General features: G+C 49.1%; 17 protein-coding genes, 1 tRNA gene and 1 other annotated feature. Of the genes, 7 read left to right on the top strand and 11 right to left on the bottom strand.

Annotated elements, in window-relative coordinates; genetic code table 11:
* Positions 1-8: 8 nt before the first annotated feature.
* The 4 genes from pflB to argS form a co-directional block, all read right to left on the bottom strand.
* Positions 9-2288 (bottom strand): formate C-acetyltransferase, encoded by a 2280-nt coding sequence (gene pflB / locus DHU66_RS08010; protein WP_108775433.1) that lies wholly within the window; start codon positions 2286-2288, stop codon positions 9-11.
* Between the two features lies 1 nt (position 2289).
* Positions 2290-3021: a pyruvate formate-lyase-activating protein gene (gene pflA, locus DHU66_RS08015; RefSeq protein ID WP_108775434.1), complete on the bottom strand. Its 732-nt coding sequence runs from the start codon at positions 3019-3021 to the stop codon at positions 2290-2292.
* A gap of 135 nt (positions 3022-3156) precedes the next feature.
* A complete protein-coding gene (brnQ, locus tag DHU66_RS08020; RefSeq protein WP_108775435.1) occupies positions 3157-4491 on the bottom strand; it encodes a branched-chain amino acid transport system II carrier protein in 1335 nt (444 codons plus the stop codon).
* Positions 4492-4525: 34 nt separating this feature from the next.
* Positions 4526-4762, bottom strand: a binding site (T-box leader).
* Between the two features lie 38 nt (positions 4763-4800).
* Positions 4801-6459: an arginine--tRNA ligase gene (gene argS / locus DHU66_RS08025; protein ID WP_108775436.1), complete on the bottom strand. Its 1659-nt coding sequence runs from the start codon at positions 6457-6459 to the stop codon at positions 4801-4803.
* Between the two features lie 107 nt (positions 6460-6566).
* On the opposite strand from argS, the gene DHU66_RS08030 reads away from it, so the two are divergent.
* The gene (locus DHU66_RS08030; protein WP_108775437.1) at positions 6567-7445 is read left to right on the top strand and encodes an HAD family hydrolase; all 879 of its coding nucleotides are present in this window, start codon (positions 6567-6569) and stop codon (positions 7443-7445) included.
* Positions 7446-7599: 154 nt separating this feature from the next.
* Here DHU66_RS08030 and DHU66_RS08035 read toward each other — a convergent pair whose 3' ends face one another.
* The 4 genes from DHU66_RS08035 to DHU66_RS08050 all read right to left on the bottom strand — a co-directional run bounded on the left by DHU66_RS08035 (position 7600) and on the right by DHU66_RS08050 (position 11432).
* The gene (locus DHU66_RS08035; protein WP_108775438.1) at positions 7600-8412 is read right to left on the bottom strand and encodes a carbon-nitrogen hydrolase family protein; all 813 of its coding nucleotides are present in this window, start codon (positions 8410-8412) and stop codon (positions 7600-7602) included.
* A gap of 73 nt (positions 8413-8485) precedes the next feature.
* A complete protein-coding gene (locus tag DHU66_RS08040) occupies positions 8486-9247 on the bottom strand; it encodes a Cof-type HAD-IIB family hydrolase (RefSeq protein WP_167836328.1) in 762 nt (253 codons plus the stop codon).
* The gene (locus DHU66_RS08045) at positions 9237-10547 is read right to left on the bottom strand and encodes a C1 family peptidase (RefSeq protein ID WP_108775440.1); all 1311 of its coding nucleotides are present in this window, start codon (positions 10545-10547) and stop codon (positions 9237-9239) included. The genes DHU66_RS08040 and DHU66_RS08045 overlap by 11 nt, the downstream gene beginning before the upstream one ends.
* A 51-nt stretch (positions 10548-10598) precedes the next feature.
* Positions 10599-11432, bottom strand: a complete 834-nt coding sequence (locus tag DHU66_RS08050; RefSeq protein WP_108775441.1) for a tRNA threonylcarbamoyladenosine dehydratase — start codon at positions 11430-11432, stop codon at positions 10599-10601.
* Between the two features lie 122 nt (positions 11433-11554).
* On the opposite strand from DHU66_RS08050, the gene DHU66_RS08055 reads away from it, so the two are divergent.
* From DHU66_RS08055 to DHU66_RS08070, 4 genes are all read left to right on the top strand, one after another.
* Positions 11555-12637, top strand: coding sequence for an endonuclease/exonuclease/phosphatase family protein (locus DHU66_RS08055; protein ID WP_108775442.1), 1083 nt, complete (start codon positions 11555-11557; stop codon positions 12635-12637).
* Between the two features lie 54 nt (positions 12638-12691).
* A complete protein-coding gene (locus DHU66_RS08060; RefSeq protein ID WP_108775443.1) occupies positions 12692-13675 on the top strand; it encodes a D-isomer specific 2-hydroxyacid dehydrogenase family protein in 984 nt (327 codons plus the stop codon).
* Position 13676: 1 nt separating this feature from the next.
* Entirely contained in the window at positions 13677-14909 is a 1233-nt protein-coding gene (locus DHU66_RS08065) for an alpha-L-fucosidase (RefSeq protein WP_108775444.1), read from the top strand.
* 109 nt (positions 14910-15018) lie between these two features.
* Positions 15019-16023, top strand: coding sequence for a DUF362 domain-containing protein (locus DHU66_RS08070; RefSeq protein ID WP_108775445.1), 1005 nt, complete (start codon positions 15019-15021; stop codon positions 16021-16023).
* 97 nt (positions 16024-16120) lie between these two features.
* On the opposite strand, the gene DHU66_RS08075 is transcribed toward DHU66_RS08070, so the two are convergent.
* The 3 genes from DHU66_RS08075 to DHU66_RS12055 all read right to left on the bottom strand — a co-directional run bounded on the left by DHU66_RS08075 (position 16121) and on the right by DHU66_RS12055 (position 17151).
* Positions 16121-16193 (bottom strand) — tRNA-Lys (locus DHU66_RS08075).
* A 311-nt stretch (positions 16194-16504) separates the two neighbouring features.
* A complete protein-coding gene (locus tag DHU66_RS12675; protein ID WP_425349074.1) occupies positions 16505-16705 on the bottom strand; it encodes a PF20097 family protein in 201 nt (66 codons plus the stop codon).
* Positions 16706-16941: 236 nt separating this feature from the next.
* The gene (locus DHU66_RS12055) at positions 16942-17151 is read right to left on the bottom strand and encodes a hypothetical protein (protein ID WP_135358338.1); all 210 of its coding nucleotides are present in this window, start codon (positions 17149-17151) and stop codon (positions 16942-16944) included.
* A 478-nt stretch (positions 17152-17629) separates the two neighbouring features.
* On the opposite strand from DHU66_RS12055, the gene DHU66_RS08080 reads away from it, so the two are divergent.
* Together DHU66_RS08080 and ygiD are read left to right on the top strand one after the other, a co-directional pair.
* The gene (locus DHU66_RS08080; RefSeq protein ID WP_108775446.1) at positions 17630-17971 is read left to right on the top strand and encodes a MoaF-related domain-containing protein; all 342 of its coding nucleotides are present in this window, start codon (positions 17630-17632) and stop codon (positions 17969-17971) included.
* Between the two features lie 4 nt (positions 17972-17975).
* Positions 17976-18767: a 4,5-DOPA-extradiol-dioxygenase gene (ygiD, locus tag DHU66_RS08085; protein ID WP_108775447.1), complete on the top strand. Its 792-nt coding sequence runs from the start codon at positions 17976-17978 to the stop codon at positions 18765-18767.
* Positions 18768-18792: the final 25 nt, after the last annotated feature.

The following is an 18792-nucleotide window of genomic DNA, read 5'->3' on the forward strand; positions in this document are numbered from 1 at the left end:
TGATTGTATCACATATGATCATGGCAGGTACGGGCAATCACATCTTCCTGCTGTTCACGGGTCAGATCAATGAACTTCACCGCATAGCCGGAAACACGGATTGTGAAGTTGGCATACTCCGGCTTCTCCGGATGTTCCATAGCATCTTTCAGCTTCTCAACACCGAACACATTGACATTGAGATGGTGAGCACCCTGGTGGAAATAACCATCCAGCACATGCACAAGATTATTGACACGCTCGTCCTCACTGTGGCCAAGGGCACCCGGATTGATCGTCTGGGTGTTGGAGATGCCATCCAGCGCATATTCATACGGCAGCTTGGCAACCGAATTCAAGGATGCCAGCAGACCGTTCTTCTCTGCGCCATAGGCAGGATTGGCACCAGGCGCAAACGGCTTGTAAGCCTCTCTGCCATCCGGCAGGGCACCGGTTGCCTTGCCATAGACCACATTGGAAGTGATTGTCAGGATCGATGTTGTCGCCTCAGAATTGCGGTATGTATGATGTTTCTTGATCTTGGTGATGAAGGTACGAAGCAGCCATACGGCAATCTCATCAGCACGGTCATCATCATTGCCATAGCGCGGGAAGTCACCTTCCACCTTGTAATCCACAACCAGACCGCTCTGATCACGCACGGTCTTCACCTTTGCATATTTGATCGCAGACAAAGAATCCACCACGTGTGAGAAACCGGCAATGCCCGTTGCAAACGTGCGGCGCACATCCGTATCAATCAGAGCCATCTCAGCTGCCTCATAGTAGTACTTGTCATGCATATACTGAATCAGATTCAGAATATTCACATACAGGCCTGCCAGCCAGTCCAGCATCAGATCATACTTGTGCATGACTTCATCATAGTCCAGGTATTCAGAAGTGATGGGAGCCAGCTCCGGACCAACCTGCATATGATTGCCACCCTTGTCCAGGAACTTTTCATCCTTGCCGCCATTGATGGCATAAAGCAAGGCCTTGGCAAGATTGGCACGGGCCCCGAAGAACTGCATCTCTTTGCCGGTCTGAGTAGCTGAAACGCAGCAGCAGATGCTGTAATCATCCGACCAGATTGGCCGCATGACATCATCGTTTTCATACTGGATCGAAGATGTCTTGATCGAGATGCGAGCCGCATAGCGCCGGAAGTTCAGCGGCAAGCGGGCTGAATACAGCACCGTCAGATTCGGCTCCGGGGAAGGTCCCATATTCTCCAGCGTATGCAGGAAACGATAGTCATTCTTTGTGACCATGTGGCGGCCATCCTGACCAAGGCCTGCCATCTCCAGGGTAGCCCATACCGGATCACCGGAGAACAGCTGGTTGTAGGAAGGAATACGGGCAAACTTGACCATGCGGAACTTCAGCACCAGATGATCAATCAGCTCCTGAGCCTCGGACTCACTGAGTTTTCCTGCCTTCATATCCCGGGAAATATAAATATCCAGGAATGTAGAGATTCTGCCAACCGACATGGCAGCACCATTCTGTGTCTTGATGGCTGCCAGATAGCCAAAGTACAGCCACTGTACTGCTTCATGGGCATCCTTTGCAGGTGCAGAAATATCATACCCATACAGGGCAGCCATCTTCTTCATGCCTTCCAGGGCACGGATCTGATCGGCAATCTCCTCACGCTGGCGGATGACATCATCCATCATCGTGCCATCACCGCAGTTCTTCAGATCTTCCTTCTTTGCTTTGATCAGGTGATCAATGCCATACAGAGCAACCCGGCGGTAATCACCCACAATGCGTCCACGGCCATACGTATCCGGCAGACCAGTCACGATATGCGAGTGGCGGGCAGCCTTCATCTCATCCGTGTACGCATCAAACACAGCCTGATTATGCGTCTTATGATACTCATTGAAAATCTGATCATACTTGTCATTGATGTGATAGCCATAATTCTCAGCAGCCTGCTGGGCCATCTTGATGCCGCCATACGGCATGAACGCACGCTTCAGCGGCTTGTCTGTCTGCAGACCAACGACCTTCTCAAGATCCTTCAGCTTCTCATCAATATAGCCAGGCCCATATGCCGTCAGGCCAGACACAACCTCAGTCTCACAATCCAGCACGCCGCCCCGTTTACGCTCTTCCTTCTGTAATTCCTGCACCTTACCCCACAGCACATTCGTCGCATCCGTAGGACCAGCCAGAAAACGCTCATCCCCGTCATACGGCTCATAATTATTCTGAATAAAATCACGGACATTGATGTCCTGCTTCCAATGGGTTCCGGCAAACCCTTCCCATTGCGCATAGTCACTTCTCACTGTCATCTCACTCTTCTCCTTCCAGCAGCCTCTGTGCATGCTCACACTTTTCTCTGCCTGGTGTTTCTACACCATCCAGCGTGTAGGCATAACCAAGCTTCTTCCACTTATATGCACCCATCGCATGATAGGGCAGCACCTCAATCCGCTTCACATTTGACATCGGCTTCAAGAACGCACCAGCAGCCCTCAGATCCTCATCCGCATCATTGACCCCCGGCACCAGCACATACCGCACCCAGATCGGCTTCCCTTTTTCACACAAGTACGAAAACCCATCAAGGATATTGGCATTGTCACGGCCGGTCAAAGACCGATGTCCGACAGGATCCATCTGCTTGATGTCGCATAACAGCAAATCTGTCACATCCAGCAGCGCATCAAATGAAGCCAGCCAGGCAGGATCCCTTGAAAATGGCTGCAGTGCCGTATCGATACAGGTAGCAATGCCAAGCGCTTTTGCCTTCACAAACAGCTCTTTGACAAAATCCATCTGCAACAGCGGCTCACCACCGCTCACCGTAATGCCGCCCTCAGAGCCCCAGTAGCTGCGATAGCGCAGTGCCTGCTTCAAAACATCATCCACCGATCTCAATTCACCCTGATCAAGCGCCCACGTATCCGCATTGTGGCAGAACCGGCAGCGCATATTGCATCCCTGCACAAATACCACAAAGCGCACACCCGGCCCATCCACCGAACCAAATGTCTCAACAGAATGTATCCTTCCAACTGTCATCCTCTGTTCTCCAACACCAGTATTCTGGCAGGATGCCGTCCGCATTTCCTTGATTACAATCAAGCTGAAGAAAAAAAGCTATTTTCTACAGGTCAAAAAAAGCAGGCACTTCTGCCTGCAATGACAGCTATGTTCTTACGAAGCTTCCCTGTCTGCAGAAAGAGAACACGAATCCCCCAGCCTGCCGGCAGGCAGCACCCAGCCGATCACAATGCCCGCAGCAGCCGGAATCAGCCAGCAGAGATCCGCCGTCGGAGGAATGGACAGAATCAGCCCCGTCACATAAGGAATCCGGATTCCCGCTGAAGAAAGAGCATAAATAACGGACACAATGCCAGTCAGCAGAATCGCTAATGGAAAGACCATCGGATGCTTCTCAAGATGCTTTTTAAACTGTCCTAACAGCACCAGCACCATCGCCACTGGATAAATGGCATTGAGAATCGGCACAGAGATCTTCAGAATCTGATCCAGACCCACAATAGACATGGCAAAAGAAGAAACCGTAAACAGAATGATCCACTTCTTATAGCTCATCTTTGAAATCGATGCGAAATATTCTGCACAGGAACAAAGCAGGCCGACGCATGTGGTCAGACATGCCAGCACATAGATCACGCCAAGCAGGATGATACCCTTATTGCCAAGCAGACTGCCTACTATATTAGTCAGCACATTGGCGCCATTGGTGGCATTCTGGCTCACGGTACCGGAAAGCACCCCCACCTGCATCATCGCTGCATACACTACAAACAGCAGAATACCGGCAATGATGCCAGCCTTCATTGTTCCGGAAACCACTTCTTTCTTATCCTTGATGCCCATATGGATAATATTCAGAGCAATGATATTGCCAAAGTTCAATGCTGCAATCGTATCCATCGTCTGATAGCCATCCAGAAATCCCTGCAGCACCTGATGATCCGCATAGGCACCGGTTGGCTCCAATGAAACATACGGAATCCGGATCATGCACAGCACTGCCACAAACAGCATCAGCCCCAGCAGAACCGGTCCCAGGATTTTGCCAAGGGTATCGGTCAGAGATTCCGGATGCACGCATAGCAGATAGGAAATGCCAAAGAAGATCAGAGAATAGATGAGGCGCAATGCAAGCGTCGGCGTTTTGACAAACGGAACCACTGCCATCTCAAAAGACACTGCCGCATTTCTCGGGATGGCAAGACACGGCCCGATGGACAGGAAAGCCAGAATGGTAAAGATGATGGCAAACTTCTTTCCGGCTTTGCCAGCCAGATGGGGCAGATCATCAAAGCGGGCAATGGCAATCACTGCCAGCACCGGACAGATGATGGCGGTAAGGGCAAAGCCAAGCAGGCCAAACCATGCCTTTCCACCGGCCTGAAAGCCAAGATACGGCGGAAAGATCAGATTGCCCGAGCCAAAGAACATAGAGAACAGCGTGATACCGACCAGAATAATACTGCGTTTGTTTAGTGTTTTCTTCATACAGCGTTCCTCTCAAACAAAAATGCATCGTCTCCTATGAGACGATGCATGCATTGACACCGCGGTACCACTCATCTTGTATGTATACACATACCACTCTTTCCAGCTCCAACAAGCCTTAGGACGTTAACGTATCCCCACGGACAGAACTACTGTAATTCATCCTGCCAGCTCAGAAGCGACTCCATCCATGCTTTATCACCTGTTTTCACCATACACAGGCTCTCTTATTGATAAACTTCCGGATTTCCTTCTTCCTCAGCGCTTTTCCATATGTTAGAGCGGAAACCCCATCCTTGTCAAGCGCTTTCACATCTTTTCCGGAGCCGAAACACCAATCAGATCCAGCGCATTCTTCAGCGTAATCATCGACGCATGAATCAGGCCGAGACGCTGATTCGTCAGTTCCAGATCGTCCGGATTATAGACACGGGACGCATTGTAATAACTATGGAACACCCGCACAAAGGACAGGATATAGTCCGCAATCCGGTTCGGTTTGCGGGTCTTTGCTGCATTGGCAACTTCCTGCGGGAACTCACTGATCATCTTTAACAGCTGCAGTTCCTTCTCATCCTGCAGACGGTCATACGCAGCCTCCTGATGGAAGGCAGGCACATCCTCACGTGTCACAATCGAATTCATCCGGCTGTAAGCATACTGGGCATAGTACACCGGATTATCGTTGTCCTTCTTACGAGCCAGATTCATATCAAAGTCCATCTGCGTGCTGACATCCTTGGACACAAAGAACCATCTTGCGGCATCCACACCGACATCCTCACACAGCTCACGAATCGTAATGGCATTGCCGGTACGCTTGCTCATCTTGACCTCAACACCATTGTCAACCATACGTACCATCTGGATCAGATCCACGATCAAAGAATCCGGATTATAGCCAAGTGCCTGCAGCGCACACTTCATACGTGTCACATAACTGTGATGATCCGCACCCCACAGATCCACCAGCGTATCATAACCTCTTTCATACTTATACACATGGTTGGCAATATCCGGTGTCAGATAGGTCAAAAGACCCGTGCTCTTGCGCAGTACTCTGTCCTTATCATCCCCGAACTCACTGCTCCTGAACCACAGAGCATCATCCTTCTCATATGTCAGGCCCTTCTGTGTCATTGTATCCAGCACCTTCTGAATACGGGCAGCGTGATTCTCATAGAAGAAACGCTCATGCATCCAAGAATCAAAATGCACACGGAACAGATCCAGATCCCTGCGGATGGCATCCAGCTTCATCTCAATGCCTTCATCCTTGAAGTAATCAAGACGCTTCTCACCATCCTCATGGAGCCACTTGTCCCCATCCTTCTCCTTGATCTTCTTTGCCACCTCAACAATATCCTGGGCATGATAACCCTCTTCCGGCAGCGGATAAGACTGTCCAAACAGCTCATAATAGCGGGACAGAATACTCTCTGCCAGCATGTCGATCTGATGGCCGGCATCATTGACATAGTACTCACGCAGCACATCATAGCCGCTGGCCTTCATGACCCGGGTCAAAGCATCGCCCCAGGCAGCACCGCGCGCATGGCCGCAGTGCAGATCACCTGTCGGATTGGCAGACACATACTCCACCAGCACTTTCTTACCATTGCCGGCATTGTTCTTTCCCCAGTCATTTCCCTGGGCAAGCACCGTATTAATCACAGAAGACAAAGCACTGGCCTTCATGCGGAAATTGATAAAACCAGGCTTGACTGCCTCCACACTGTCGGCACCATCATAATTTGCCCTCAGATTCTCCACCAGCGGCATCGCAATGTCCATTGGCGCCTTATGCAGGGTACGGGCAAGACGCATTGCCACACTGGTTGAATAGTCGCCCATCCTGGGATCACGCGGTGTCTCCACGCTCAGAATCTTCTCATCAGGCGCAAGATCATAAACATCCCTGACTGCCTTGGCAACAGCTGCTCTGATCTCAGCTTCAAAATTGCTCATATTACCTCCAACTACTGCTTCACGAATTTATGCCTGTATAATATATCATGTAAAACAGCGAAGCGAAAATGCTAAAATAAGCTTAAACAAAGCCCCGGGAGGTTATCATGTCCAATCATAATGATGCAAAAAAAGACAAGAAGCTCAAAAAAGCAGAACGCAATGCCAAAAAGCCAGCTATTCTGTTTTCCTTCGACGGTGCCGTCATGGACACCGAACCCGCCATTCTGGCAACATACCGTCATGTGTTTGCCGTCCACGGCAAAGACATCCTGACACCGGACAACCAGGAAGAAATCCAGCGTGCCCCGATCATGGATGTCATGAAGAAGTATCTGCCGGAAGAAGATCCCCGCAGATGTGCAGCTGAATATGACAGCTATGAACAAAATCACCTCATCGATCTCATCCAGCCGATGCACGGGGTGCGTGATTTCCTGATCTGGCTGAAGAAAAACAACTATAAGGTCGGCATCGTCTCAGCCAGAGAAAGAAGCTCCGTGGTCGAACTGCTCAGGCATACCGATCTTGTCACCATGTTTGATGTCATCATCGGCAGTGCAGGCAATCTCGAAGACAGAGCTGACAGCATCCTGACCGCATGCAAACTCATGGATGCCGATACATGTATCTTCATCACCGACAGTTCCCACAATGTCAGAGCTGCCTCCAGTGCCGGCTGCTTCACGATCGGTATTGTCTCCACTGGCAGCCGCACCCTGCCTATGAAAGAATCCGGTGCCGATTTCCTGACCAAAGACTTCAAGGAAATCAAAAAACTCCTGGAAGGAGAACCGCTCTGGCTTGCCTACCAGGTAATCCAGCCTGAAGAAAAAGGCAAAAAGAAGGGCAGAAAAGCTGATAAGAAAGAAGACAAGCCGGCAGAGAAAAAGGCAAAAGCAGAAAAGCCGAAAAAAAAGACAAAGAACGTAAAGAAGAAAAAGGCTGAAAACAAAGAAATCGTCGAGGAAGAAGACGAGAAGTAACCATATCTGCAATCACAAAGAACAGGCACGCATCATGCCTGTCTTTTTTACGCCAGAATATCTCTGATATCCCAATAAGCAAAAAGGAAACTGCAGGCAGCTCTGTCAAAGAGGCATGCATACAGTTTCCTTGATTTTCTGCACCTGATGCCGCTTATTCCTCAGTAAGTCTGGTTAAAAGGCCATACACATCCGGACGGCGGTTGGAAAGATAAGGCCTTTCTTTGCGGACATCTTCCACTTTGGAAAGATCAAGATCCACGCTCACCAGCTGCTCACTGCCATCTGCTTCTTTGATGACTTTGCCATCCGGCCCAATCACCACTGAATGCCCCACAAAGTCCAGTCTGCCTTCTTTGCCAGTACGGCTGCACATGGCAATAAACAAGCCATTGTCGTACGCTGCCACCCGCATCTGGGCCACTGCCATTTCCAGATCGTCATGATCTGAAACCGCAGCCGGCACAATCACAAGCCTTGCCCCAAGCAGTGCACAGCAGCGCATACTTTCCGGAAAATGGCGGTCTGTCCCGATCACAATGCCAATCTTTCCCATGGATGTTTCATGCACCACAAAACCGGCACCTGGCTGAAAATAGTCCTTGTCATAGCTGCCCGCTTCATTCATAACGTGCACCATCTTGGCAGTTTCCCCCATCTGGCCATCTCTGTCAAACCACAAAGACGCATCATACATTCTGCCATCCTGTTCCAGATACACATTCGGCGAAATAAACATATGATTCTTCTGTGCCTGATACGCCATGCCCTTCAGTCTTGCATCAGACATCCGGCTCAATGCACGGGATGCATTCAAACCCGGCATCTGTGGAAAATAAGGCGTCAATTGCAGTTGCGGAAAGAACAGCACATCACTGCCCACAGCCTTTTCGATGTATTCCTGGGTCTTCTTATAATTCTCATTCATATTATTGCGCATCGAAATCTGCGCCATTGCAAGCTTCATAGATCAATACCTCTTGTGCCTTTATTCTACCATGAACCATTCGCCTAAAAACAAAGGATCAAAAAAGCAGGGATCACTCCCCGCATAAACCACATCTTTGCAATGCATGCAGGATCCCATCCCGGTCAATCTCCTCACACACATCATCTGCACACTGTTTCACAGCTTCATCCGCCTGTCCCATGGCAATGCCAGTACCGGCCCATTGCAGCATCTCCATGTCATTTTCCCCATCGCCAAAGGCCATGGTTTCTTCCTGATGAATATGATGCAGATCACAGAATGCCTGAATGCCCGCCACCTTGGAAGCATCCGGCGGCACAATATCCACCGCATATTCATGCCAGCGGGTCACCTTGAAGCCAGAAAGAGAAATCGATTTCTGCTGTTCTGCATTCATGTAGGCAAGGGCCATATACACCGGTGCCCCCTGCCATCTGTCCACATCCGGCAATGGTGTGGAAATCGCTCTGTGAGCCAGCCTTACCTGATCATTGACGAAACTGATATACATCCGTTTTTCTTCCACAATCATCAGCGGTACATGCATAACATCAAGCTGCCTCTGCAGGGATGACACGTTCTTTAACTCACGTTTGCGGAAGTAATGATCACCCTCAAAGCATAACTGCCCGTTCAGCGTAATCCAGGCATCCAGCTTCACAGGAATAGCAAACCGGTCCAGCTCACTGGTATGGCGGCCGGTAGCAGCTGCACATAAAATGCCGTTTCTCTGCAATTGGGCAATGGCTCTGACCGTACTTTCCGGCACCTGGTGCAGAGAATGAGAGTACAAAGTGCCATCAAAGTCAAAGAAGACTGCTTTAGTTGCCACCGATCCAGGGCTCCAGACGCAGCGGTTCCTTCTGCAGCAGTTCCTTCTGCTTCTCATCCAGATACTGCCAGTCAATCACTGCCTCATACACATATCTCTGGAAATATTCATGGGAACATACAAAGTAGCCTTTATCGCCAACTTCATCGCCCCAGGAATTCTCAATCTTCCATCTGTCAGGCTTTCCATTTTCGTCCAGATGCACGCCAACCAATAACATCGCATGCGAACAGTAGCCATTCTTATAATCCAGCCAGTCCTGACGGTCCATGTCAAAGTCCACACCGCCAAACAGGCCGCTCCAGTCAAAGCTCTCAGGATCCCAGACACCTTCCTGACGGTCGCCATACGCATCCGCATCACAGCCAAACCACACCGGCTTGCCAGCTTTGAGCATGCGCACACACATCTCTTCCATCACGTCTGCCGATACATTCAGACACTTCACATCACTCTCTGCCATCGAGCCAATATAGTGGAACGTATAATACGTATCCAGCGGCTTGAACGTTGTCGGCTCACATGTCAGTGTCACAAACGCATCCAGATCCAGATCCACATATTTTGCAAAGAATTCCTTTGGTGTGATGCCAAAGTCATCATGGCACATGCCATCCTGATCCTGCCAGGAAAAGTCAAACTGCTTCACCGGTTCACCAAAGACGATGCACTCCATGCGATACACCTCTGCAAGCATGTTCTTGCGTGTTTCTTCCACATCTTTGCCATCTTTGATCATATTGCGCAGAATGCACGCATCCTTGCGCAGTACTCTGTTCAGCATCCGCATGAACAGTTCCGTATGCTCAGACTGGTATGTCTCCGGCATGGCACTCTTGGGCACAATGCCATACTTCTTCACCAGATCCACGTCCATGTCCCAATAGCCCCCATCATGGAAACCCTTGAGCACATATTCCATCATCCGGTCATCCAGCGGCTTATCCGCATTCTCCACAACCAGATCCAGGAAGTTATTGGCTTTTTCCAGCTTGTCATAGAAAGCCAGATAATTCCCACTCAGCTGGAAATCGTCCAGACCGCACTTCTTGATGACTCTTTCCCGCATCATGTTCAATGCCGCAAAGGCCCAGCAGCGGCCGCTCTTTTTCTGTGCCGTGATGCCATGCGTCTTCACCTCATACGTATAGCCGCCCTTCAAGCGCGCCGCCTGATCCGGATCAAACACCAGATCCTTCAATTCTGTACGCGCACAGGCCGCATGCATGGTCACACTGTGGCTGTCACTTTCATATGCCTGCCGGAAACCATCCAGCATTTCTTCCGTAATTGCCTTCATCTTCTTCCTCCTGATGTGCCTATTGTATCGCGCCAAAACAAAAAAGCAGAATCAGTTTTCCCCTGACTCTGCTTTCACAAGATCCGCAAACGTATGAACCGGTTCTGCTGTAGTTCGGTGATCCGGATCAAAATCACACAGATCCCGCACAACTTCACTGGCAATGATCAGTCCGGCTGCCCCAGGCACAAAAGCCGTAGAACCCGGAATATCCCGGCGGTCCGTGCATTTGCGCTTGGTTCCCGGCGGACAGATGCAGTGATACCGGCATGAATTAGCCTCATCATCCATCGGCTTGATCGGCTTCTCTGTGGAATAGACAACCTTGAGATGGTCAATATGCCGTTTGCGCAGCTCATGGCGCATTACCTTTGCCAGCGGATCCCCCTTGGTATCAAACACATCTGAAACACACAGCTTTGTCGGATCCACCCGATTGCCGCAGCCCATCGCCGAAATGACCGGCACATGGCACCGCTTTGCTTCCTCAATGATATCCAGCTTGGCCGTCACTGTATCAATCGCATCCACGATATAGTCAAACTGCGTAAAATCAAACTTTTCACGCTCAGCAGGCAGATAGAAACACTTATACGTGTTAACCGCAATATCCGGACAGATCACATGAACGCGCTCAGCCGCGGCATCCACCTTATACTGGCCGACCGTCTTTCTGGTCGCCAGAATCTGCCGGTTGATATTGGTCAGACAGATGCGGTCATCATCAATCAGATCCAATGTACCAATGCCGCTGCGGGCCAGCGCCTCCACCACATAGCCGCCAACGCCGCCAATGCCAAATACTGCTACCCGGCTGTGGGCAATCTTTGCCAAAGCCCCGGAACCCATAACCAGCTCAGTACGGGACAACTGATTCAATGCCATCTCTCTGCCTCCTTTGAAAACTTTGACATTTTATTGCACGCGGCCAGACATTGCAATGGTTTTGCGCCTTGGCAGATCACACCAGAATTGGTATGATTCCTCTTAGATAGGAATTCATTCATATGTATATCATCAAACCTTTACTAAAGCTTTTACTGGCCCTTGTTATCGCAGCAATTCTGGTGACCGGCTCCATGCTTGGCTTTCTGACCATCACCGAATACAAGCCCTTACCCCAGGAAGCCGTCAATGTCACCCACAGCAGCACATCCACACCAATCACACCAGGCACGCCATTCTCCGTGCTTTCCTGGAATATCGGCTATGGCTCCCTTGGCAGTGACACCGACTTTTTCATGGATGGCGGCAGACATGTCACCCCTTCCACCAAAGAACAGATAACCCGGAATCTGACCGCGATCTCAGATCAGCTCATTGCCGCCAAGCCTCAAATCATCTTCCTGCAGGAAGTCGATCATGATTCAAAGCGCACCTATGATATGGATCAAACGGCATACCTCCAGCAGAGACTGAACGATTACCGCACCGCATATGCACCCAACTTCAAGGTTGGCTTTGTGCCATATCCATGGCCGCCGATCGGCAGAGTTGACTCCGGCTTGATGACTCTGACAGATACATCTGTCAATTCTGCCATCAGAATCGCACTGCCCAATCCCTTCACCTGGCCAAAGCGCACTGCCAACCTCAAGCGCTGTCTGCTTGTCACCAGAATCCCGGTATCCGGCAGCGATAAAGAACTGGTTGCGATCAACCTGCATCTGGAAGCCTACGATGACGGCTCCGGCAAAGAAGCACAGACAAAGAAACTGTTTGAAATTCTGGAACAGGAAGCACAGGCAGGCAATTATGTCATTGCCGGCGGTGATTTCAACCAGACCTTCAACAACGTCGATACATCCGCCTATCCCACCCTGTCCGGTAAATGGCAGCCCGGCATCATCGATGTTTCATCACTGTCTGACAGCTACCAGACCCTGATGGACAATGCCGTACCTTCCTGCCGCTCTCTGGATCAGCCATTGGATACAGCAGAAAGCAAAGATCCATCTGCGTTCCAGTACTATGTCATCGACGGCTTCCTGGTTTCCAGCAATATCACCATCAATTCCTTTGGCACCCAGGATCTGCAGTTTCAAAACAGTGATCATAATCCTCTGCTGCTGAATGTCACGCTGCAATAGTCAGCGTGATTTTTTCATATAGGCCGCTATAATAGGCACAAAGGAGAAAGCATCATGAAAATATTCTTTTATGCTCTGCGGCCCTATGATGAGCTGCCCTACGTCGAACAATTTTCCAAAGAAACCGGAATTGAATACGGCTGGACAGCCGACTACCCGAACAAAGACAATATGGAACTGTGCAGAGGCAGCGATGTCTTCAGCTGCATTCCCTGTGATATGAGTGCACCTGTCATTGATAAACTGGCAGACCTTGGCATCAAGTGGATTGCCTGCCGTTCCATTGGCTATAACCATGTCGATCTGGAAGAATGCAGAAAGAAAGGCATCCGTGTCTCCAACGTTGCCTATCCGCCTGAATCCGTCGCTGACTATGCCATCATGTGCCTGCTCATGGGCCTGCGCAAAGCTTCCCATATTCTGAAACGCTCAGAAGCACAGGATTACAGCCTCAAAGGCAAGATCGGCAGAGAAATTTCCTTTCTGACAGTCGGTGTTATCGGCACCGGCAGAATCGGCACCACTTTGATCCGCCATCTGTCCGGCTTTGGCTGCCGGATTCTCTGCTATGACCCGTATCCCAACAAGACAGCCAGCCAGTACGCCACCTACACAGATCTGGATACCCTGTTAAAAGAAGCAGATGCTATTACACTGCATGCCAATGTCACCAAAGAAAACACGCATCTGTTAAACGATGACGCATTCCATAAGATGAAGGACGGCGTCTTAATCGTCAATACATCCCGCGGCCTGCTCATTGATACCGATGCCCTTGTCAAGGCCATCACCTCCGGCAAGGTCGGCGGTGCCGTCCTGGATGTGCTGGAGAATGAAAACGGCCTGTACTACTACAACCGCACCGGCGATGTCATTGATAACAAAGATATGGCGCTGCTGCGTTCTTTCCCGAATGTCACATTGCTGCCACATACTGCGTTCTACACCGAAGCTTCTGTCAAAGCCATGGTAGAAGGCTGCTTCCAGGGTGCCATTGCCTGCCGTGACGGCACAAAGACACCACTGGAGATCCTTTGAGATGATCATCAAGCCATACATCAAGGAATTTGAAAAGCTTGGCTTTGGCATGTTTGTTCACTTCGGTGTCTACAGCCTGATCGGCCAGGGCGAGTGGGCACGCAAACTGGGCACAATGCCCCATGAACAATATGATCAGCTCTATCACAAGTTCAACCCAGATCCAGACTGGGCGAATCATATCGCTGCCGTCGCAAAAAACGCTGGCTGCCGCTACATCACCTTAACAACACGGCATCATGACGGTTTCAGCCTGTATGACACCAAAGGCCTCAATGACTACGATGCCATGCACGCCTGCGGCAGAGACCTGGTCCAAGAATTCGTCAATGCCTGCCATGCATACGGCCTGATGCCAGTGTTCTACCATACCCTGCTCGACTGGAAACATCCCGATTACGGCGCAAACTTTCCCAGGTATCTGGAATACCTGCGTGCATCCGTCAAGCTGCTGTGCACAAACTACGGTAAGATCGGCGGCATCTGGTTTGACGGCATGTGGGACAAGCGTGATGCGGACTGGGAAGAAGACAAGTTGTATCATCTGATCCGCATATACCAGCCTGAAGCGATGATCATTAATAACACCGGTCTCAGCCACCGGGGTGAGCTTGGCAATATCGAGCTGGATTCCGTTACCTTTGAACGCGGTAAGCCCCAGCCCATCAATATGGCAGACAGTCCCAAGTACATCGCCTCCGAGATGAATGAAGTGCTCTGTGACCACTGGGGCTATGCAAAGGATGACCTGGACTACAAGCCCACCGGCAGAATCATTGAAGAACTGGCCGCATGCCGGCGGTACCGCTCCAACTTCCTGCTCAATATCGGGCCCAGAGGAGACGGCACCATAAAACCCATCGATGAAGCCATATTCGGCATCGTCGGACAGTGGACGGCATACTTTGACGAAGCCCTCCATGAACCATATCCCACAAAAATCACCATCAAGGACAAGCCCGATGACTTCATCCTGCAAAATGGCAGTGACTATTACCTGTTCTGCCACCATCTGCCCATGCTGGTAGACCCAAACGTCGGTGAACTGCAGTCCGCCCTGTATGAAGACAAGTTCCCATTCAAGCCGGCCATCAGGACAGTCCGCTGGCTTGACTGCAATGACCCGCTGCCATTTACACAAAAAGATGGCATCACCACAATCAAGACAAATCCATTCCACTATGGCCACAACCTGGTTGTCCGGGTTGCTAAAATCACAACATCATCCAACTGATCACGAAAGCAGAATGGCACCTTCCATTCTGTTTTTGCATAGCCACAAATGCATTTTCATGTCCTCTGATCCTTCAATCATTCTACAATAGCAGCAGGAGGATAACACAATGACACAGTATAATCCTAAAGATGGTTCTCAATACGTTCCCTATGAAGCCAGAAGCGGCAATGAATCCATTGTCTACTTCACACGTGATCTTTCCGCAAAAGGCCTGCAGAAAGCCTATGAACAGGTCAACGGCAATATCACCGGCAAAGTCGGATTGAAACTGCATACCGGTGAGCCGCATGGACCAAACATCATTCCAAGAAGCTGGGTGAAAGAGCTCAGAGAAGCAGAGCCCGAGCTCAAGGATTCCAGCATTGTTGAAACAAACACGTATTATGACGGTGACCGCTACACGACCCAGCAGCACCGCAAGACCCTCGAGATCAACGGATGGACATTCTGCCCGGTGGATATCATGGATGAAGAAGGCACAGCAAATCTGCCTGTGATGGGCGGACACCACTTTGACCACATGAGTGTTGGAAGCCATATGCTCAACTATGATTCCCTGGTCACTCTGACCCACTTCAAGGGCCATGTCCAGGGCGGCTTTGGCGGCTCCAACAAGAACATCGGCATCGGCTGTGCCGACGGCCGCATCGGCAAGAAGATGATCCACACCTATGAAGGCCAGGATCAGTGGTCCATCAGGAAAGAAGACTTCATGGAGCGCATCACCGAATCCACCAAGGCAACAATTGACCACTTCGGAAAACACGTGACATACGTCAATGTCATGCGCAACATGTCCGTCTCCTGCGACTGCGAAGGCACCGCAGCCGAGCCGGTTGTCACCCCGAATGTCGGCATTCTGGCATCCACCGATATTCTGGCCATTGATCAGGCCTGCGTTGATATCGTCTATGCCATGAAGGAAGAAGAACACCATGCCCTGGTAGAACGCATGGAATCCCGGCACGGCCTCAGACAGCTCTATTACATGAAGGAACTTGGCATGGGCAACAACCGCTACATCCTGATTGACCTGGATCATGGCAATGCCCTGATGAGTGTCAAAGATGCCGTAGCGAACCTGATTCCGTTTAATCAGGATAACCGCTGACTACACCATCCATACCCAGAAAAGAGCAGTTCTGCAAAGGACTGCCCTTTTCGTATGCATAAAGATAAAAAAAAGGAACCGGTTTCCCGGTCATCAGTGACTCCTGAGGGATTCGAACCCTCGACCCACTGATTAAGAGTCAGTTGCTCTACCAGCTGAGCTAAGGAGTCAGTGCTTTTCAGCGCTCATTTATTATAACGCAGGCAAAGAACATTGCAACAATTATTTTTCAAAATAGGCAGCCGCACTGTCATTTTCATCATGGAAAAATGTACCAGCTTTGAACACACGATCCGTAAGAAAAGCCACACCGATGATCTTCTTGATCATTAGTGTGGCTAAGAGTGCATGCTGCACCAGCTATCAGACCTTTTTACAGCCCTAACTTAATGCCATTGGACGGTAATCCTCTCCTTTTTCGGTATCATGTAGAAATTCTAACAGTACTGTGAAATGTTAAAATCCAGATACAATATAGGTCTCAAACTTTAAGTTTAGTAATAATTATGTTGCAATTTTTACAGTAAAATGACGAACCGGTTTTGTGCCATTGTTTTCTTAGAACAATATCATCTGATTTTTTCATGGTATCCCATCTGTCTTTTGTGCTGAAAAGCATGCGGGTTCTTCCTGTATTGATAAATCCAGGCCGCATTTCATGATTACAGTATGGACATTTCATATTTATTGAGGGAGTGTTCTAAAAGCAGTGCTGTATTCAACATCGTTTTCCTGTGCGAAGTGTTCAGCCATTTCCTCATATGCCATCGATTCACTAATAACAATCGTTGGATCATCATAGGAAGATGGAATAGCCTCACTGTCTGAAGCGTAGACTGGTGTGCATCTTAAGACCGACAAACAGACTGTAAGCAAAAGTGATCATGCAACAGTATTCTTCGCAGGAATATTCAATCATTATGGGCGTGATGAGCGAACCAAACCGTCAATAAAAAGTAAGATACCAATTGCAAATAGAGGAATCACAAACGCATCCCATGAAATATTTCCCAAATAATACTGATTGCCGGGAAAATGAGTCGCAAAATACTTTGAGATGCAGATAGTAAATGGAGAAACTCCAATAAGTATGATTCCCGTGACTTTTAAAATGATGGCTTTTTTCATAATAATATCCCCCATGTTGAATGATCATTCTTTGATCATTAAAAGTAATTGGAAAGAATAAAATGATGCAGAAGGGCAAAAATGGATTAATGAAATGCCATAAACAATATCATGAGACTGCACCATTTAATAAGACCAATCTCCATTTTTGTATCGCATAGGGCTATCGCTCAACATATACGCCTCCTGTAACATAAGGTTAGATATGCTTGGTCCATAATGAACTGAATTACAATTATTCAATAATTGTAATCAACATAATTGTCAATATTAATAGCTCGTATTCTATTTCTCATGTGTTTATTCCATGATCATGTCTCAAATGTTGGAAAAGAGAAAATGTCTTAGTCATCCAAAACAGACCTCGTGTCGCATAAAAAACGAATTTACGCGCATAACAGTTACGATAATCTGCCGAAGGCATTATGATATGAACAGTTTATATCAGTGAACTATAAAAAAGAGTGAGGAAAAACAAATGTCAATTTACGAAAAATGCAAAGGAAAGAAAGTAGATGTGAATTACGAGACCGGCTATCACTTTGTGATTGAATATCTTAGTGAGACGGAATTAAAGTGGACAGCTCTGGCCAAGACCGCCGATGGCGCACCTGATCATGAGTCAGAGCCCTATTCTTCCTATGATCTGGGAGATGGCAGATTCATGGTCAACTGGATCGAGGAGTCCGGTCTGGTCGTTTCCCAGATTGCCGATTTTGCCAATGGCAGAGTCTATGCCTTCATGACATGGCCTGATGAAAAGGCAAGAGGACACCGCGCTGAGCTGCTGCACAAGGGAACACTGACTGTATTGGAGTAAGCATATGACAGAAAAAATTATGCCCATTGTCTTCTCTGGCCACGGCAGTCCCATGATTGCGCTGGAACATAACCAGATCACCGGAGGAATGCGTAAAGTTGGGGAAGATATCCTCCGTACCTGCGGAAAGCCAAAGGCAATTCTTGCCATTTCAGCCCATTGGTATACTGACGGCACCTATATCCAAAGTGCCGGAACACCAAAACAAATCTATGATATGTACGGCTTCCCGCCGGAACTGTATGAAGTCAAATATCCGGTCAGAGGCGATAACGATCTCACCAATGAAGTATTGAAGCTTCTTGGCGCAGATGTCACCATCAATGACAGCTGGGGCATTGACCATGGCACCTGGACCGTTCTGGTTCACATGTTTCCCAAAGCAGACATCCCAGTGGTACAGCTTTCTGTCAATGGCAATTTGTCACCCAAAGAGCACTATGCCATCGGTGAAAAGCTGACTGCATTAAGAAAGCAGGGTTATCTGATCTTTGGCAGCGGCAATATTGTCCACAATCTGATGCGGGTGGAATGGGACAATGAAGGCGGCACACCAATGACATACCGCTTCAATGATGCCATCACAAATGCCGTTATCGGCCATGATCATCAGACAGTCATCCACTACGAAGACCTGCCGGACGCATCCTACGCCGTACCAACACCAGACCACTATCTGCCCCTGCTGTACTGCCTTGGCGCAGCGAGGCAGGACCAGGTGGAAGTCTTCAATAATGTATGTAATCTTGGCTCCATGGCAATGACCGGTTTTGTCTTTCATCCGGAAGAAAACTGAAATCACAGAACAAAAGGAGGAAAAA

Origin of the sequence: Lactimicrobium massiliense, assembly GCF_900343155.1 — a bacterium.
Classification (GTDB): domain Bacteria; phylum Bacillota_I; class Bacilli_A; order Erysipelotrichales; family Erysipelotrichaceae; genus Bulleidia; species Bulleidia massiliensis.

What these genes read in the sequence shown, in the direction of transcription:
- DHU66_RS12055 (WP_135358338.1), bottom strand. Translation starts at nt 17,151, where the DNA reads ATGAAAAAAGCCATCATTTTAAAAGTCACGGGAATCATACTTATTGGA.
- pflB (WP_108775433.1), bottom strand. Translation starts at nt 2,288, where the DNA reads ATGACAGTGAGAAGTGACTATGCGCAATGGGAAGGGTTTGCCGGAACC.
- pflA (WP_108775434.1), bottom strand. Translation starts at nt 3,021, where the DNA reads ATGACAGTTGGAAGGATACATTCTGTTGAGACATTTGGTTCGGTGGAT.
- brnQ (WP_108775435.1), bottom strand. Translation starts at nt 4,491, where the DNA reads ATGAAGAAAACACTAAACAAACGCAGTATTATTCTGGTCGGTATCACG.
- DHU66_RS08080 (WP_108775446.1), top strand. Translation starts at nt 17,630, where the DNA reads ATGTCAATTTACGAAAAATGCAAAGGAAAGAAAGTAGATGTGAATTAC.
- DHU66_RS08050 (WP_108775441.1), bottom strand. Translation starts at nt 11,432, where the DNA reads ATGGCATTGAATCAGTTGTCCCGTACTGAGCTGGTTATGGGTTCCGGG.
- DHU66_RS08060 (WP_108775443.1), top strand. Translation starts at nt 12,692, where the DNA reads ATGAAAATATTCTTTTATGCTCTGCGGCCCTATGATGAGCTGCCCTAC.
- DHU66_RS08035 (WP_108775438.1), bottom strand. Translation starts at nt 8,412, where the DNA reads ATGAAGCTTGCAATGGCGCAGATTTCGATGCGCAATAATATGAATGAG.
- DHU66_RS08065 (WP_108775444.1), top strand. Translation starts at nt 13,677, where the DNA reads ATGATCATCAAGCCATACATCAAGGAATTTGAAAAGCTTGGCTTTGGC.
- DHU66_RS08045 (WP_108775440.1), bottom strand. Translation starts at nt 10,547, where the DNA reads ATGAAGGCAATTACGGAAGAAATGCTGGATGGTTTCCGGCAGGCATAT.
- DHU66_RS08030 (WP_108775437.1), top strand. Translation starts at nt 6,567, where the DNA reads ATGTCCAATCATAATGATGCAAAAAAAGACAAGAAGCTCAAAAAAGCA.
- ygiD (WP_108775447.1), top strand. Translation starts at nt 17,976, where the DNA reads ATGACAGAAAAAATTATGCCCATTGTCTTCTCTGGCCACGGCAGTCCC.
- DHU66_RS08070 (WP_108775445.1), top strand. Translation starts at nt 15,019, where the DNA reads ATGACACAGTATAATCCTAAAGATGGTTCTCAATACGTTCCCTATGAA.
- argS (WP_108775436.1), bottom strand. Translation starts at nt 6,459, where the DNA reads ATGAGCAATTTTGAAGCTGAGATCAGAGCAGCTGTTGCCAAGGCAGTC.
- DHU66_RS08055 (WP_108775442.1), top strand. Translation starts at nt 11,555, where the DNA reads ATGTATATCATCAAACCTTTACTAAAGCTTTTACTGGCCCTTGTTATC.
- DHU66_RS12675 (WP_425349074.1), bottom strand. Translation starts at nt 16,705, where the DNA reads ATGAAATGTCCATACTGTAATCATGAAATGCGGCCTGGATTTATCAAT.